This is a genomic window from Geopseudomonas aromaticivorans, from assembly GCF_019097855.1.
GTDB lineage: Bacteria > Pseudomonadota > Gammaproteobacteria > Pseudomonadales > Pseudomonadaceae > Geopseudomonas > Geopseudomonas aromaticivorans.
Genome location: NZ_JAHRGL010000013.1, coordinates 50123 through 65119 on the forward strand (window position 1 = coordinate 50123; position 14997 = coordinate 65119).

The window sequence follows — 14997 nt, forward strand, 5'->3', positions numbered from 1 at the left end:
GATGGATCAGTCGTGCTCGAGTTGTTCGCGCACGCTGGCGATCAGGCCGTCGGCGATGCGCTCGGCACTGATCTGCAGGCGACCTTCGAGGATGGCCTGGCGGATCTCGGCCACACGCGCCGGGTCGACATCCTGGGTCGCATTCTTGCCGCTGGCGGCGCTCAGGTGGCTGACCGTCGACGGCGATTCGGCCACGGGTTTGGCCTGGCTGCGCAAAGCCCGGGCACTGGCTTCCTTGCCTTCCGTCGCTGTCGGGCGGGTCGGCGGATGAGAGCTGTCGATTTTCACGGGAAATCTCCCTTGCATGGGTTCTGTACGCAATATCGGCCGCTGGCGAGCCGACTTGAGCCGTTCCGAGGGCAGATGTGTGCGCTTGGTCTCAGATTATGCACGCCATGGCCGCGGTCTAGAACTCCACGCTCAGCAGGTTGCGACCGCTGACCCGGGCCCGGATGACCTCGCCGGCTTCGCTGCGGATGCGGACTTGCTCGCCCATTGCGCCGCTGTCCAGGGCGGTGCCGTCGCGGCTGATGACGAAGCCGCTGGCGCGTGCCTCGACCCGAACCTGGGCGCCACGGCTGACCAGCGGCACGCTGCGCAGGGCATTGCCCGGTAGCGGGCTGCCCTGGGGGAGGTCGCGAGCGAGCTGGCGGCCGACAGCCTGCGCCGTGTCGAGCACTGCATGGCGCGGCAGGCGGCCGAGATCGCCGTGCCGCAGCTCCAGCAGGTCGGCAGTCAGGATCTCGCCAGCGCTCAGCGCGCGGCGGGTGACCGGATACTCGGCGCTGATCGCCACCGTCGCCTGTAGATAGCGGGTCCTGGCACCCTCGCAGCGCACGCCCACGGCTACCCGTCCGGGCACCGGCAGTTCGTTGCGCGGCAGGAAGGGCTGGGGGTTCTCACAGGGGGGCAGCTGGGCTGCGCTCGGCTGCACCGTCACGCTGACCTGCCGGCCGGGGCCGCCAGCCGCACCGACCAGCAGTTCCTGCACCCGGGCTGCCAGCGGCTCCGGCTCGGCGGTCGCGTGACCGGCGCTGAGTAGCGCCAGCAGGGCCAGCACGGCGGACAGCGCCGTGCGCAACCGGGTGTGGGAGGGGCAGCGCTGGCTCGGCATGGCGGTGGCTCGGGAGGTGCGACGGAGGGCAATTCTAGGGGCGCAGGCCATACGGCAAGGCTGAAATTGGCTGGTAAATACCGGCCTGTTCAGGCCTTTGCGTTGGCCGGGCGCCCCCTATTCTGTGCACTGAATCATATTTTCTTGTGCGCGGAGGTCGCCCGCATGATCGACAAGCTTGACGGTGCACTGCGTATGCACCAGCTGGCATTGGGGTTGCGTGCAGAGCGCCAGCAGGTGCTGGCCAACAACATCGCCAATGCCGACACGCCGAACTTCAAGGCGCGGGACTTCGACTTTGCCGCCGAACTGAGCAAGGCCTCCCAGGGCGCCCCGCTTGCCTCTGGCGCCCAGGGGCTCAGGACCACCAATGCCCGCCACCTCCATGCACAGCTGGACAGCCTCGGTGCCGCGCGCGAGATGCTCTATCGCATCCCCGCCCAGCCGAGCATGGACGGCAACACCGTGGACATGGATTTCGAGCGTGGCGAGTTCGTCGATAACGCGGTGCGCTACCAGGCCAGCCTGGCCCTGATGAACAGTCGTATCCAGGGGCTCAAGTCGGCCCTGCAGCCCGAGTAATCCGTCATGTCGATGTTCAACATCTTCAATATCTCCAGCTCCGCGCTGAGCGCGCAGTCGCAGCGCATGAACGTCACGGCCAGCAACATGGCCAATGCGGATAGCGTGACCGGTCCCGATGGCCAGGCCTACCGCGCCAAGCAGGTGATCTTCGAGGCCCAGGGCGGTGACAGCCAGGGCGTGGGCGGCGTGCGCGTGGCCCGGGTGATCGAGGACGACGCGCCGATGCGTCTGGAGTACCGCCCCGGTCATCCCCTGGCGGACGAGCGCGGCTATGTGAGCATGCCGAATGTCGAGCCGGTCAACGAGATGGTCAACATGATCTCCGCCTCCCGCTCCTACCAGGCCAACGTCGAGGTGATGAACACCAGCAAGCAGCTGATGCTCAAGACCTTGACGCTGGGCGATAGCTGAGGAGTACCGGCATGACTACCACTATCGATACTTCGGTCATCAATGCGATCAACGGCGGCGCCGCGACGACTGCCAGCGAGAGGCAGAAGGCCGAAGACCTGCGTTCCAACTTCATGACCCTGCTGGTCACCCAGTTGCAGAACCAGGACCCGCTCAAGCCGATGGAAAACGCCGAGATGACCTCGCAGCTGGCCCAGGTCAACACGCTGAGCGGCATCGAGGAGCTGAACGAGACGCTGCAGGGCATCACCGGACAGATCGATGCCGGGCAGACCCTGCAGGCCTCGGCGCTGATCGGGCGCAACGTGCTGGTGCCCGGCGACCGCGTGCTGGTCGGTAACGGAACGGCGACCCCGTTCGGCATCGAATTGGCGGCGCCGGTCGATCAGGCCAAGGTCAGCATCTACGACGGCAGCGGCCAGTTGGTGCGCCAGTTCGAACTCGGCGCGCTGGACGCTGGCGTCGAGTCGTTCGTCTGGGACGGCACGCTGGACGATGGCAGTGCCGCGCCGGACGGGGCCTACCGAGTAGCTGTCGAGGCCAGTGCCGATGAGCAGGCCCAGCAGGCCACCGTGCTCAGCTATGCGCAGGTCGGCGCGATCAGTACCGGCGCCAGCGGCCCGCTGCTGGACCTGGGCGCCACCTTGGGCCGAGTCGGCCTGCAGAACGTTCGTCAGATCCTTTAACCGCCTTTTTATACGGATTCGCGTGGCAGGCTGACGGCCGCTGCGCCAGGGGAGTGAAGTCAATATGGGCTTTTCGCAGGCACTCAGCGGTCTCAACGCGGCCTCCAAGAACCTCGATGTGATGGGCAACAACATCGCCAACTCGCAGACCATCGGCTACAAGAGCGCCACCATGCAGTTTGCCGATGTGTATGCCGGCGCCAAGGTCGGCCTGGGTGTCAGCGTCGCCGGGGTGCAGCAGAACTTCAAGGACGGCAACCTGGAGGCTACCGGACGCAATCTCGACCTGGCCATCAGCGGGGGCGGATTCCTGCGTTTTGACCAGGGCGAGCAGATCGTCTATGCCCGCAACGGCCAGTTGACCATGACCCCGGACGGCTACCTGGAGAATGCCCAGGGCGGCCGTCTGACCGGCTATCCGGGGGCTGCCGGCAATGGCGGCCAGCTGCAGCAGCTGAACATCCCGGCCGTGGGGCTGCCGGCCAAGGCCACCGAGGAGCTCAAGGCGACCCTGAACCTGGACGCCGGAATGGCAACTCTGGATCCGGCCGCCTTCGATCCGCTCAAGCCGGCCACCTACTCCTACGCCAACGGGGCTACCGTCTTCGACTCGCAGGGCAGCGCGCAGACACTCACCCTGTATTTCCTCAAGACCGGCGTCAACACCTGGGAGGTCAAGGCGGCGCGTGCGACACCCGAAGGGCAGGAGTTCTCCGCAGACACTACCCGGCTGACCTTCGACAGCAACGGCCTGCTGCAGGGCAGCTCCTCGATCAGCGGGGGCGTTGCGGGTACTGCCAGCAGTCCTTACGAGTCGACTCCGGTCACCTTTGCGCTGACTGGCGGGGCAAACAACCTCGACTTCCAGCTGAACCTCACTGGCAGCACCCAGTTCGCCAACGAATTCGAGCTGGGCAGCCTGAATCAGGACGGCTTCACCTCCGGCAGCCTGGTGGATATTTCCGTCGACAAGAAGGGCCAGATCATCGGCAGCTACTCCAACGAGCGCACCCAGGTGTTGGGCACCATCGCAATGGCCAACTTCCGTAATCCCGAGGGCCTGTCGCCGGTGGGCGGCGCCTGGGTGGAAACCTCCGACTCCGGGCAGGCGCTGATCGGCGAGGCCGGCACGGGGCTGTTCGGCGGCATTGAGGCCGGGGTGGTGGAGACGTCCAACGTCGATCTGACCAAGGAACTGGTCAATCTGATCATCGCCCAGCGCAACTTCCAGGCCAACGCCCAGACCATCAAGCTGCAGGACGAAGTGCTGCAGCAGGCCGTGAACCTGCGCTGAGGGGCCTGACCGATGGATCGCATCCTCTATACCGCCATGAGTGGCGCGCGCTACAGCCTCGACCAGCAGGCCGTGGTCAGCCACAACCTGGCCAACGCCTCGACGCCGGGCTTTCGCGCCCAGCTCGCGGTCATGCGTGCCGAGCCGGTGGCTGGCGATGGGCTGGCCACCCGCACGTCGGTGGTGGCCAGCACGCCGGTTGCCGACTTCACGGCGGGGCCGATCAGCACGACCGGTCGCGAACTGGATGTCGCGCTCCAGGGCGATGGCTGGCTGGCGGTGCAGGCGGCCGATGGCAGCGAGGCCTATACCCGTCGCGGCGACCTGCAGGTGGATGCCAACGGGATGGTCAGTGTGCTCGGCCGCCCGGTGATCGGCGATGGCGGGGCGCTGACGGTACCGCTGGGCAGCTCGGTGAGTATCGGCAACGACGGCACCCTCAGCGCCATCGGCGAGGGTGAGGCGCCGGACAGTATCAGTCCGGTGGGCCGCCTGAAGCTGGTGTCGGCGGCTCCCGGCAGTCTGGTGCGGGGCGAAGACGGCCTGTTCCGCCAGCCGCCCGATGCGAGCGGCGCCAGCGCGGCCTTGCCGACCGACGAGAATGTGCGCCTGGCTTCCGGGGCTCTGGAGGGCAGCAACGTCAGCCCGACCGAGGCGATGGTGGCGATGATCGACAACGCCCGCCGCTACGACATGCAGATGAAGGTCATCGGCACTGCCGACGACAACGCCCAGCGCGCCAACGGCCTGCTCTCGCTGCAGGGCTGAGCCCTGCCTGACCCTTTCGGAGAAACAAGATGATCAGATCGCTGTGGACGGCGAAAACCGGCCTGGAATCGCAACAGGTCCAGCTGGACGTGATCGCCAACAACCTGGCCAACGTCAGCACCAATGGCTTCAAGCGTTCGCGGGCGATTTTCGAGGACCTGCTGTACCAGAATCTGCGCCAGCCCGGCGCGCAGAGCTCGGCGCAGACCAACCTGCCGTCCGGCCTGCAGATCGGCACCGGGGTGCGTCCGGTGGCGACCGAGCGCGTGCATAGCCAGGGCAACCTGCAGAACACCGAAAACTCGCGGGATCTGGCGATCAACGGCAACGGCTTCTTCCAGGTGCTGATGCCCGACGACAACACCGCCTACACTCGTGACGGCAGCTTCCAGATCGACAATAACGGCCAGTTGGTCACGGCCAGTGGCTACCCGCTGGAGCCGTCGATCACCATTCCGGAAAACGCCCTGTCGGTCACCGTGGCTCAGGATGGCGTGGTCTCGATCACCGAGCCCGGCAGCACCCAGAGCCGTGAGGTGGGCCAGTTGTCGCTGGCCACCTTCATCAATTCCCCGGGGTTGCAGAGCATCGGCGAGAACCTCTACCTGGAAACCGAAAGCTCGGGTCCGCGCAATGAAAGCACGCCGGGCCTGAATGGCGCCGGCCGCATCATGCAGGGCTATGTGGAAACCTCCAACGTCAACGTGGTGGAGGAGATGGTCAGCATGATCCAGACCCAGCGCGCCTACGAGATCAACAGCAAGGCGGTGGAGACTTCCGACGAAATGCTTGCCCGCCTGACCCAGCTGTAATGAGGGGCGCGCAGATGCTGTCGTCGCACGCGCGCATCTGGCTGCTGGCCGGACTGCTGCAGGTTCTGTCGCTGGCCGGCTGTGCGCAGTTGCCGCGGCCTTCGGTGGTGGGCGAGCAGGAGCAGGTGCTGATTCCCGAACGGCCGCAGACGCCGGCCAACGGCGCGATCTACCAGGCCCGGCGCGGCTTCCAGCCGTTGTTCGAGGACCGCCGGCCGCGCATGGTCGGCGACATCCTCACCGTGGTCCTCAATGAGGAGGTCAGCGCCAGCAAGAACGCCTCGGCCAACACCAGTCGTGGCGGCTCGGCGAGCCTGACACCGACCCTGGTGCCGGAAAAGCTCAAGGAGCTGTCCAAATGGGCTACCGATCTGGAAGGCGACAACGACTTCAGCGGCAGCGGCGGCGCCAAGGCGAACAACTCCTTCACCGGCACCATCACCGTGACGGTGCTGGACGTGATGGCCAACGGCAACCTGCGGGTGCGCGGCGAGAAGCAGATCGCCATCAACCAGGGCACCGAATTCATCCGCTTCTCCGGGGTGGTCAATCCACGCACGATCACCGGGCAGAACACCGTGCCCTCGACCCAGGTGGCCGACGCGCGCATCGAGTACGTGGGTGACGGCTACATCAACGAGGCCCAGCACATGGGCTGGCTGCAACGCATCTTCCTCAACATTTCGCCGTTCTGACGGGGCCGCGACCTGCCATGCACATGAACTTCCTGCGTCCCTCGCGCCTGCTGGCGCTGCTCCTCGCGCTCTGCGCCATCGGCAGCGCCCAGGCCGAGCGCCTGCGCGACCTGGCCGAGTTTGCCGGCGTGCGCAGCAACGCCCTGGTCGGCTACGGTCTGGTGGTGGGGCTGGATGGCTCCGGTGACCAGACCATGCAGGCGCCGTTCACCGGCCAGAGCCTGACCAATATGCTCTCGCAGCTGGGCATCACCGTGCCGCCGGGCACCAACATGCAGCTGCGTAACGTCGCCGCGGTGATGGTCACCGCCGATCTGCAGGCCTTCGCCCGGCCGGGACAGCATCTGGATGTGGTGGTGTCCTCGGTGGGCAACGCCCGCAGCCTGCGTGGCGGCACGCTGCTGATGACGCCCCTCAAGGGCGTGGACGGCGAAACCTATGCGCTGGCCCAGGGCAACCTGCTGGTCGGCGGCGCTGGCGCGCAGTCGGGTGGCAGCAGCGTGCAGATCAACCAGCAGGCCGGCGGGCGGATCAGTCGCGGCGCCATCGTCGAGCGCGCGGTGCCGCTGCAGCTGCAAAACGACCTCGGCTTGCTCGAGCTGCAGCTCAAGCAGCCGGACTTCGGCATGGCCCAGCGCATGGTCACGGCGATCAACTATGCCTTCGGCCGCACCGTGGCCAGCGCCCAGGACGGTGGGCTGATCCTGCTGGATGCGCCGCGCGATCCCAACGGCCGGGTCAACTTCATGGCGCGGCTGGAGAGCCTGGACATCCTTCCCGGCGAGGTGGCGCCCAAGGTGATCATCAACTCGCGCAGCGGCGCGGTGGTGCTCAACGGCACGGTGAGGCTGCAGAACGCCGCGGTAGCCCACGGCAACCTGTCGGTGGTGATCGACAACCAGCCCAAGGTCAGCCAGCCGGCGCCGTTCAGCGGCGGCGAGACCGTAGTGGTGCCGGATTCGCAGATCACCGTCGAGCAGCAGGGCACCGGTCTGCGCATGGTCGCGCCGAGCGCGAACCTACTCGAGGTGGTCAAGGCGCTGAATGCGCTGGGCGCCACGCCGCAGGACCTGATGTCGATTCTCGAAGCGCTCAAGGCCGCCGGCGCCCTGCGCGCGGAACTGGAGATCATCTGATGAGCGTTGCCGATCTGGGTAGTCAGTTTGCCCTCGACCTGCAGGGCGTCCAGCGCCTCAAGCAGACCGCGCGCCAGGACCCGGCGGCGGGACTGCGCGGGGCGAGCAAGCAGTTCGAGGCGCTGTTCCTGCAGATGATGCTGAAAAGCATGCGCGAGGCGAGCCCGCAGTCCGGCCTGCTCGACAGCCAGCAGAGCCGCTTCTATACCGAGATGCTCGACCAGCAGTGGTCGCAGCAGCTGGCCGGCCATGGGCTGGGGCTCGCCGAGCAACTGACGCAGCAGTTGCAGAGCCAGGCGGGCGTCGCTGCGGCGGCCGTGCCAGCGGCGGAGGGCGCGTTGATCGCCGGGATTCCGCGCGGCACGCCGCGTCCGCTGTACGGCGCCCTGCAGCTCGACCCGGCCGCCGGCGGCATGCCGGTGGTGGAGTCGACGGGCAGCCGCCGCTCGAACCCGCTCGGCGCTGGCTCAGCTTCGGCCGCGGTGGTGAGTGCCGTGCCCGACGGGCCAGCCCTCGTGCTCAGCGCCAGCGGCGACATGGACGGCGGGCGGGCGAGTCACGTGGCCAGCTTCGCCGCTCGACTGCAGGAGCCGGCCCGCGCGGCCAGCCGCTCCAGCGGCGTGCCGGCCGAGTTGATCCTCGCCCAGGCCGCGCTGGAAACCGGCTGGGGCCGCCACGAGATTGCCACGGCCAATGGCGCCAACAGCCACAACCTGTTCGGCATCAAGGCCGGCAGCGAGTGGCAGGGGCCGACCACCGAGGTGCGCACCACCGAGTATGTCGACGGCCAGGCGCAGAGCCGGGTCGAGCGTTTCCGCGTCTACGACTCCTTCGAGGCGGCGTTCACCGACTATGCCCGGCTGATCGTCAGCAATCCGCGCTATGCCGGTGTAGTCAGCGCCCCCGATGCCCAGCAGGCGGCGCGCGCCCTGCAACGCGGCGGCTACGCCACCGACCCGGCCTATGCCGACAAGCTGATCGCGGTGATGACCACCCTGGCGCCCTTCGATCCCAGCCGCCAGGTCGCGCAGCTCTGAGGCGTCCGGCGCACGGTCTTCGAATGTGCGGCCTGTCACGCTAACGGCTATCAAGATCGTGGCGGTGCTGCCGATAACCTGAGCAAGGTTGAACAGGAACGGCTTCATGAGCATCTTTTCCATCGGCGTCAGTGGCCTGCATACCGCGCAGACCGTGTTGGCCACCACCAGCAGCAACATCAGCAACGTCTATACCCCTGGCTACAATCGGCAGCTGCCGCAGCTGAGCGAGAGCTTCGCCGGTGGCGGTGTGGAGGTGGCCAATATCGAGCGCCAGTTCAACCAGTTCGTCAGCGACCAGTTGAACCGCAGCAATGGCGTCGCTGGCGGGCTGAGCGCCTATCACGCCCAGGTCAGTCAGATCGACAACCTGATGGCCGACCGCGAAGCCGGACTGGCGCCGCTGATGAGCAACTTCTTTTCCGCCCTGGAAGATGTGGTGGCCTCGCCCGCCGATCCCGCCGCTCGCCAGGGCGTGCTGGGGGCAGCGCAAACCCTGAGCGGGCAGTTCCGCTCCTTCGACGGCTACCTCAGTGACATGCAGAGCAGCCTCAACGGGCAGATCAAGGATCAGGTCACCCAGATCAACAACTCCGCTTCCCAGGTCGCCAAGCTCAACCGCGAGATCAGCATGGCCAAGGCCAAGACCGGCGCGGCTCCCAACGGACTGCTCGATCTGCGCGACCAACTGGTCGCCGAGCTGAGTCAGCGGGTCGACGCGCGGCTGACCATCCAGGACGGTGGCGGCTACAACCTGACCCTGAGCAACGGCTTGAGCCTGGTCAGCGGCAGCAGCAGCTTCAGTCTCGAAGCCATGCGTTCGTCCGAGGACGCCAGCCGTTTCGTGGTTGGCTACCGGGATCCGGGCGGCAACCTGCTGGAGTTCGCCGATAGCACCTTCAGCACCGGCGAGCTGGGCGGGCTGATGACCTTCCGCCGGGATACCCTCGACCGCGCGCAGAACCAGCTGGGTCAGCTGGCGGTGTCGCTGGCGGTGTCGTTCAACGAGCAGCATGCCCAGGGTGTCGACCTCTATGGCGACACCGGCAGCGACTTCTTCGCCATCGGCCAGCCAGTCAGCTTCAGCAACGTCCAGAACAACGGCGATGCCTCGCTGAGCGCCAGCTACGCCGCGGCCGAGCTGGGCAACCTGACCACCAGCGATTACGACGTGACCTGGACCCAGGCCGCCGGTTACAGCGTGCTGCGCCGCGATATTGGCACCGCGGTGGAGGCCAACTACGACGCGGCCAACGGTACCCTGAAGTTCGGTGGCATGACCTTGCAGGTCAATGGCACTCCGGCAGAAGGCGACCGCTTCCTGGTGCAGCCCACCCGCCGCGCCGCTGGCCAGTTGGCGAGCAAGCTCAGCGATGCCGCACGGATTGCCGCCGGCCAGCCGCAAGGCAGCACGGGTACGGGGGACAATCGCAATGCGCTGAAACTGCAGGCCCTGCAGACCCGCTCGCTGGTCGGCGGCCAGGCGACCCTGAGCCAGGGCTATGCAGCCATGGTCAGCGACATCGGCAACCGCACCAACATCGCCGCGGCCAACCTGACGGCCCAGCAGGGCCTCAGCGAGCAGCTCAGCGCCCTGCAGCAGGCCGACTCGGGGGTCAACCTCGATGAGGAAGCGGCCAACCTGATCCGCTACCAGCAGTTCTACCAGGCCAACGCCAAGGTCATCGAGATCGGCGCGGCGGTCTTCGACACCCTGCTCGGCATTCGTGCCTGACCGCCAGGAGATAAGCGCGATGCGCATCAGCACCATCACCATGTACGAGCAGAGCCTCAACTCGCTGAACCGCCAGCAGGGCGAGTTCCTCAAGATCGGCCAGCACATCTCCAGCGGCCGGCGGGTGGTCAACCCCTCGGACGATCCGCAGGCCGCCGCGCTGGCGGTGGGCATCGACCAGGCCAAGGCCGTCGACCAGCAGTACGCCAATGCCCGGGTCAGTGCGCGCAACAGCCTGTCCCAGGAGGAGAGCGTGCTCAACAGCACCTCCGACTTCATCGTGCGGGCGCGCACCCTGCTGGTGCAGGCCGGCAACGACACCCTGGGCGATGTCGATCGCCAGGCCATCGGCCTGGAGTTGCAGGGTATCTACGAAGGGCTGCTCGGTCAGGCCAATTCGGCGGACGGCAACGGGCGCTTCATGTTCGGCGGTTTTCAGGACGACACGCCGCCGTTCGTGCAGGGCGCGGATGGCAAGGTCAGCTATGTCGGTGACAGTGGCGTCAAGGGGCAGCAGGTCGATTCGGCGCGGCTGATGCCCAGCGTCGACAACGGGCAAGCCATCTTCAAGAGTGCCGATGACGCCGACCTGTTCGCTACCCTGGAAAACCTGATTGGCACCCTCGCCACGCCGGTGGCAAGCGAGGCCGACAAGGCGAACCTGCAGTCCGTGCTCGCCACGGCCGGCAAGGCGCTGGGCAAGAGCTTCGACAATGTCCTCGCGGTGCGCGCCTCGGTCGGTGCGCGGCTGAACGAGCTGGATGTGCTGGATGTGGTGGGCGGCAACCGCATGCTCAACTACGAGCAGGTCCTCTCCGATCGCCTCGATCTCGACTACAACAAGGCGATTTCCGACTACACCCTGCGCCAGGTCGGCTTGCAGGCGGCCCAGAAAGCCTTCGTCGACGTGCAGAAGCTGTCGCTGTTCAACCAGCTGTAATCAGGCCGCCAGCGCCAGACTCTCCACCAGTTGGCGCAGGAAGGTCAGGCCGTCGCCGAACAGGCTTTCCAGGAAGCGGCCGAGGTCGTTCATCATCACCATCAGCAGCACGATGCCTACGCACATGGTCAGTGGGAAGCCGATCGAGAATACGGTCAGCTGCGGCGCAGCGCGATTGAGGATGCCCATCGCCAGGTTGATGATCAGCAGCGCCGCCACCAAGGGCAGCGCCAGCAGCAGGCCGGAGGCCAGGATAATGCGGGCATGGCGCACCAGGACTTCACCGGCCGAGAGGTCCAGCGCCTGACCGATGGGCAGGCTGGTGAAGCTGGCGGCGAGGATTTCCAGCACGATCAGGTGGCCGTCGAGGGCGAGGAAGATCAGCAGGCTGAACATGTACAGCAGCCGCGACAGGATCATGGTGTTGGTGCCGGTATCCGGGGCGAAGAAGCTGGCGAAGCCCAGGCCCATCTGCAGGCCGATGATCTCGCCGGCGGCCTGCACCACGGCCAGGATCACGCGCATGGTCAGGCCCATGGCCGCGCCGATCAGCGTCTGCTCGATGACAATGCCCAGGCTGGTCCAGGACACCAGGGGCACCGCCGGCAGCGGCGGCAGGTTCGGCCCCAGCAGCACCGCCAACAGCACGGCCAGGCCGATCTTGGTCTGGGTAGGGATGCTGTCGTGACCCCACAGCGGCGAGGCGGCAAGAAAGGCGGTGAGGCGCACGAACGGCCAGACGAAGGCGGCCAGCCACTGCTGCAGCTGGGCGAAGTCGACCTCGACCACGCTAGCCGATCATCTGCGGGATGCTGGTGAATAGGTCGCGGGTGAAATCGACGATCATCTTGATCATCCACGGCCCGGTCAGCACCAGTACGGTGAACACCGCGAGGATCTTCGGAATGAACGACAGGGTCATTTCGTTGATCTGGGTGGCGGCCTGGAACAGGCTGATCAGCAGGCCGACCAGCAGGGCGGTGAGCAGCAGCGGGCCGGCCATGAACAGGGTGATGCGCATGCCCTGGTAGGCCAGGTCCATGACTGATTCGGGGGTCATAGCACTGCTCCGATGGCCGCAGTCATGGGTAGAAGCTCTGCGCCAGCGAGCCGATCAACAGCTGCCAGCCATCCACCAGCACGAACAGCATCAGCTTGAACGGCAGCGAGATGGTCGCCGGTGGCACCATCATCATGCCCAGCGCCATCAGCACGCTGGCCACCACCAGGTCGATGATCAGGAACGGAATGAAGATGGTGAAGCCGATCTGGAACGCCGTCTTCAGCTCGCTGGTGACGAAGGCCGGCAGCAGCACGCGCATCGGCACCTGCTCCGGACCCTGGAGGTCTTCGACCTTGGCCAGGCGCGCGAACAGCGCCAGGTCGGTCTCGCGGGTCTGGCCGAGCATGAAGGCATGGAACGGCCGGCTGCCGGTCTCGATGAACTGCTCGAAGTTGATCTCGTCGCGGGAGAACGGCTGCCAGGCCTGCTCGTGCACCTGGGTCAGCACCGGCGACATGACGAAGAAGGTGAGGAACAGCGCCAGGCCGATCAGCACCTGGTTGGGCGGCGTCGAGGGCGTACCGATGGCGGTGCGCAGCAGGCCGAGGACGATGATGATGCGGGTGAAGCCGGTCATCATCAGCAGCATGGCCGGCAGGAAAGCCATCGAGCTGAGCAGCAGCAGGGTCTGCAGGCTCAGCGACCACTGCTGGCTGCCGTCGGCCAGCGGTTTGCTGATCACTCCGGGCAGGCCGGTTTCGGCCAGGGCCAGGCCCGGCAGCAGGAGCAGCGCCAGCAGGGCCGGCGGACGCAGGCGAGGCAGGCGCTTCATGGCTGGCGGGGCGCGGCGCCGCGCAGGTTGTGCTTGAGCGCTTGGGCCAGACGCACGGCGAAGCTGCCCGCGAGGGCCGAGCCGGGATCGTCGGTCATGGACTCGGTCGGCGGCGCCGGCAGCTCGTGCAGCTTGCTGATCTGTCCGGGAGCGACGCCGAGCACCAGCCAGGTGCCGGCGACCTCGACGATCACCACCCGCTCGCGCTGGCCCAGCGCGGTACTGCCGAGCACCTTGAGCGGCTGGCCGGCCAGGCGTTGACCGGCGGAGAGACGCCGCAGCAGCCAGCTGCACAGCAGGATCAGGCCAATGACCAGCAGCAGGGCGAGGCCGGTCTTGCCCAGCGCGGCCAGGCCGAACAGGGCATCGTTTCCGGCGCTGCCGGCAAGCGCGGCACCGGCCTGCGGGGCGGAGGCCAGGCTGCTCATCGGTTGAGCTTCTGCACGCGTTCGGACGGGGTGATGATCTCGGTGATACGGATGCCGTACTTGTCATCCACCACCACGACCTCGCCCTGGGCGATCAGGTAGCCGTTGATCAGGATATCCATCGGCTCGCCGGCCAGGCCTTCCAGCTCGATCACCGAGCCCTGGGCCAGCTCCAGCAACTGCTTGATGGTGATGCGCGTGCGCCCCAGCTCCACGGTGAGCTTCACCGGGATGTCCATGATCATTTCCAGATCGCGCATGCTGCCGCCGCCGGCACCCTTGTCCAGCGGTTTGAACACGCTTTCTCCGGCGTTCTTCACAGCTGCACTGGCCGGCGCGGCAGCGGCCTGCTCGGCGAAAGCGGCGGCCCAGGGGTCTTCCGCCGCGGCGGGTGCTGCTCTGTCGGCCTGCTCGGCCATGGCGCTGGCCCAGTCGGCGTCGAGGTCGGATGGCTCGGGGGAATTGGGATCAGTCATTCTTGGAGTCCTTGGCGTCGGGCAGGGCGCCCTTGGCGAACAGATCGGCGGAAGCCTTGGCGGTGGACGGCGTGTGGTCGACCAGCTGGGTGACCCGCAGGGCGCGCAGACCGCTCTGGCTGCCGTATTCGCAGTGCATCACCGGCACACCATCGACCTGTGCGCTGACGATGTCGGGCAGTTCGATAGGCAGCACGTCGCCGACCTTGAGCGCCATGATCCGGGCGATGCTGCTGGGGATCTCGACGAAGTCGGCGATCAGCTCCACCTGCGACTGGCGGATCTCGCCGGCCATGCGCTGGTTCCACAGGCGATCCTCGGCGGGATTGCTGTCGGTCAGCGGGCCGTTGAGCAGCTCGCGCAGCGGCTCGATCATCGAATAGGGAATACAGATGTTGAAATCGCTGGCCAGGTTGCCGACTTCCAGGTGGAAGGTGGTGTTGACCACGATCTCGTTGGGCGAGCTGGTGATGTTGGCGAACTTGACCTGCATTTCCGAGCGCAGGAAGTCGATCTCCAGCGGATACACCGCGCGCCAGGAGTCGGTGTAGGCCTCCAGGGCCAGGCCCAGCAGGCGGCGAATGATGCGCTGCTCGGTGTTGGTGAACTCGCGGCCTTCGTTCTTGGTGACGAAGCGACCGTCGCCGCCGAACAGGTTGTCCACCACCATGAACACCAGGCTCGGCGGGAACACCACCAGGGCGGTACCGCGCAGCGGCTTCATGGCGATCAGGTTGAGGTTGGTCGGCACCGGCACGTTGCGGGCGAATTCGCTGTAGCTCTGGTAGCGCACGCTGTCCACGGTGATGTCGGCGCTGCGCCGGATCAGGTTGAACAGGCTGGTGCGGAAGCGTCGGGCGAAGCGTTCGTTGATGATCTCCAGGGCCGGCAGGCGGCCGCGGATCACCCGGTGCTGGGTGGCCGGGTCGTAGGGACGCACGCGCGGGCTGCCGGGCGCATCGCCGGGCAGGGCTTCATCTTCGCCGTTGACGCCCTTGAGCAGGGCGTCGATCTCTTCCTGCGAGAGCAGGTCGTTCTGGGACAT

The 14997-nt window shown here is 66.7% G+C and carries 19 protein-coding genes; 11 read left to right on the forward strand and 8 right to left on the reverse strand.

The window, feature by feature from the left end; translation table 11 throughout:
* Positions 1-6: 6 nt before the first annotated feature.
* Together flgM and flgA are read right to left on the reverse strand one after the other, a co-directional pair.
* The gene (gene flgM, locus KRX52_RS05445; RefSeq protein ID WP_367890523.1) at positions 7-288 is read right to left on the reverse strand and encodes a flagellar biosynthesis anti-sigma factor FlgM; all 282 of its coding nucleotides are present in this window, start codon (positions 286-288) and stop codon (positions 7-9) included.
* Positions 289-406: 118 nt separating this feature from the next.
* Positions 407-1114 (reverse strand): flagellar basal body P-ring formation chaperone FlgA, encoded by a 708-nt coding sequence (gene flgA / locus KRX52_RS05450; protein WP_217680178.1) that lies wholly within the window; start codon positions 1112-1114, stop codon positions 407-409.
* Between the two features lie 165 nt (positions 1115-1279).
* On the opposite strand from flgA, the gene flgB reads away from it, so the two are divergent.
* The 11 genes from flgB (at position 1280) to flgL (ending at position 11213) form a co-directional block, all read left to right on the forward strand.
* Positions 1280-1696: a flagellar basal body rod protein FlgB gene (gene flgB, locus KRX52_RS05455; RefSeq protein ID WP_217680180.1), complete on the forward strand. Its 417-nt coding sequence runs from the start codon at positions 1280-1282 to the stop codon at positions 1694-1696.
* 6 nt (positions 1697-1702) lie between these two features.
* Positions 1703-2110, forward strand: coding sequence for a flagellar basal body rod protein FlgC (gene flgC, locus KRX52_RS05460; protein WP_217680183.1), 408 nt, complete (start codon positions 1703-1705; stop codon positions 2108-2110).
* A gap of 11 nt (positions 2111-2121) precedes the next feature.
* Positions 2122-2796, forward strand: a complete 675-nt coding sequence (gene flgD, locus KRX52_RS05465; RefSeq protein ID WP_217680184.1) for a flagellar hook assembly protein FlgD — start codon at positions 2122-2124, stop codon at positions 2794-2796.
* Positions 2797-2860: 64 nt separating this feature from the next.
* Complete coding sequence (flgE, locus tag KRX52_RS05470) at positions 2861-4090, forward strand: flagellar hook protein FlgE (RefSeq protein WP_217680186.1); 1230 nt, start codon at positions 2861-2863, stop codon at positions 4088-4090.
* Positions 4091-4102: 12 nt separating this feature from the next.
* Positions 4103-4858, forward strand: a complete 756-nt coding sequence (locus KRX52_RS05475) for a flagellar basal body rod protein FlgF (protein ID WP_217680188.1) — start codon at positions 4103-4105, stop codon at positions 4856-4858.
* A gap of 29 nt (positions 4859-4887) precedes the next feature.
* Positions 4888-5670, forward strand: a complete 783-nt coding sequence (gene flgG, locus KRX52_RS05480) for a flagellar basal-body rod protein FlgG (RefSeq protein WP_217680190.1) — start codon at positions 4888-4890, stop codon at positions 5668-5670.
* 14 nt (positions 5671-5684) lie between these two features.
* Complete coding sequence (locus KRX52_RS05485) at positions 5685-6365, forward strand: flagellar basal body L-ring protein FlgH (RefSeq protein ID WP_254797414.1); 681 nt, start codon at positions 5685-5687, stop codon at positions 6363-6365.
* Between the two features lie 23 nt (positions 6366-6388).
* Entirely contained in the window at positions 6389-7501 is a 1113-nt protein-coding gene (locus KRX52_RS05490; protein ID WP_217680267.1) for a flagellar basal body P-ring protein FlgI, read from the forward strand.
* On the forward strand, positions 7501-8538 hold the full coding sequence (gene flgJ / locus KRX52_RS05495) for a flagellar assembly peptidoglycan hydrolase FlgJ (protein ID WP_217680194.1): 1038 nt from the start codon (positions 7501-7503) through the stop codon (positions 8536-8538). Before KRX52_RS05490 ends, flgJ begins: the two co-directional genes overlap by 1 nt.
* Positions 8539-8644: 106 nt before the next feature.
* A complete protein-coding gene (flgK, locus tag KRX52_RS05500; RefSeq protein ID WP_217680195.1) occupies positions 8645-10273 on the forward strand; it encodes a flagellar hook-associated protein FlgK in 1629 nt (542 codons plus the stop codon).
* A gap of 19 nt (positions 10274-10292) precedes the next feature.
* On the forward strand, positions 10293-11213 hold the full coding sequence (gene flgL / locus KRX52_RS05505) for a flagellar hook-associated protein FlgL (RefSeq protein ID WP_217680197.1): 921 nt from the start codon (positions 10293-10295) through the stop codon (positions 11211-11213).
* Here the strand turns inward: flgL and fliR are convergent, their stop codons facing one another.
* Genes fliR through fliM form a run of 6 tightly spaced genes read right to left on the reverse strand, consistent with a single transcriptional unit; the run spans position 11214 to position 14997 of the window.
* Positions 11214-12002 carry a flagellar biosynthetic protein FliR gene (gene fliR, locus KRX52_RS05510; protein WP_217680199.1) on the reverse strand — a complete coding sequence of 263 codons (789 nt, stop codon included), beginning with the start codon at positions 12000-12002 and terminating at the stop codon, positions 11214-11216. It lies immediately after the preceding gene.
* A gap of 1 nt (position 12003) precedes the next feature.
* Entirely contained in the window at positions 12004-12273 is a 270-nt protein-coding gene (fliQ, locus tag KRX52_RS05515; RefSeq protein ID WP_217680201.1) for a flagellar biosynthesis protein FliQ, read from the reverse strand.
* Positions 12274-12295: 22 nt separating this feature from the next.
* Positions 12296-13048: a flagellar type III secretion system pore protein FliP gene (gene fliP, locus KRX52_RS05520; protein ID WP_217680203.1), complete on the reverse strand. Its 753-nt coding sequence runs from the start codon at positions 13046-13048 to the stop codon at positions 12296-12298.
* Positions 13045-13476, reverse strand: coding sequence for a flagellar biosynthetic protein FliO (gene fliO / locus KRX52_RS05525; protein ID WP_217680205.1), 432 nt, complete (start codon positions 13474-13476; stop codon positions 13045-13047). The genes fliP and fliO overlap by 4 nt, the downstream gene beginning before the upstream one ends.
* A complete protein-coding gene (fliN, locus tag KRX52_RS05530) occupies positions 13473-13952 on the reverse strand; it encodes a flagellar motor switch protein FliN (RefSeq protein WP_217680207.1) in 480 nt (159 codons plus the stop codon). Before fliN ends, fliO begins: the two co-directional genes overlap by 4 nt.
* A complete protein-coding gene (gene fliM, locus KRX52_RS05535; protein WP_217680209.1) occupies positions 13945-14997 on the reverse strand; it encodes a flagellar motor switch protein FliM in 1053 nt (350 codons plus the stop codon). Before fliM ends, fliN begins: the two co-directional genes overlap by 8 nt.

Coding starts and splice junctions, on each gene's coding strand:
- flgA (WP_217680178.1), bottom strand. CDS start 1,114: ATGCCGAGCCAGCGCTGCCCCTCCCACACCCGGTTGCGCACGGCGCTG.
- flgB (WP_217680180.1), top strand. CDS start 1,280: ATGATCGACAAGCTTGACGGTGCACTGCGTATGCACCAGCTGGCATTG.
- flgC (WP_217680183.1), top strand. CDS start 1,703: ATGTCGATGTTCAACATCTTCAATATCTCCAGCTCCGCGCTGAGCGCG.
- flgD (WP_217680184.1), top strand. CDS start 2,122: ATGACTACCACTATCGATACTTCGGTCATCAATGCGATCAACGGCGGC.
- flgE (WP_217680186.1), top strand. CDS start 2,861: ATGGGCTTTTCGCAGGCACTCAGCGGTCTCAACGCGGCCTCCAAGAAC.
- KRX52_RS05475 (WP_217680188.1), top strand. CDS start 4,103: ATGGATCGCATCCTCTATACCGCCATGAGTGGCGCGCGCTACAGCCTC.
- flgG (WP_217680190.1), top strand. CDS start 4,888: ATGATCAGATCGCTGTGGACGGCGAAAACCGGCCTGGAATCGCAACAG.
- KRX52_RS05485 (WP_254797414.1), top strand. CDS start 5,685: ATGCTGTCGTCGCACGCGCGCATCTGGCTGCTGGCCGGACTGCTGCAG.
- KRX52_RS05490 (WP_217680267.1), top strand. CDS start 6,389: ATGAACTTCCTGCGTCCCTCGCGCCTGCTGGCGCTGCTCCTCGCGCTC.
- flgJ (WP_217680194.1), top strand. CDS start 7,501: ATGAGCGTTGCCGATCTGGGTAGTCAGTTTGCCCTCGACCTGCAGGGC.
- flgK (WP_217680195.1), top strand. CDS start 8,645: ATGAGCATCTTTTCCATCGGCGTCAGTGGCCTGCATACCGCGCAGACC.
- flgL (WP_217680197.1), top strand. CDS start 10,293: ATGCGCATCAGCACCATCACCATGTACGAGCAGAGCCTCAACTCGCTG.
- fliQ (WP_217680201.1), bottom strand. CDS start 12,273: ATGACCCCCGAATCAGTCATGGACCTGGCCTACCAGGGCATGCGCATC.
- fliP (WP_217680203.1), bottom strand. CDS start 13,048: ATGAAGCGCCTGCCTCGCCTGCGTCCGCCGGCCCTGCTGGCGCTGCTC.
- fliO (WP_217680205.1), bottom strand. CDS start 13,476: ATGAGCAGCCTGGCCTCCGCCCCGCAGGCCGGTGCCGCGCTTGCCGGC.
- fliN (WP_217680207.1), bottom strand. CDS start 13,952: ATGACTGATCCCAATTCCCCCGAGCCATCCGACCTCGACGCCGACTGG.
- fliM (WP_217680209.1), bottom strand. CDS start 14,997: ATGTCCCAGAACGACCTGCTCTCGCAGGAAGAGATCGACGCCCTGCTC.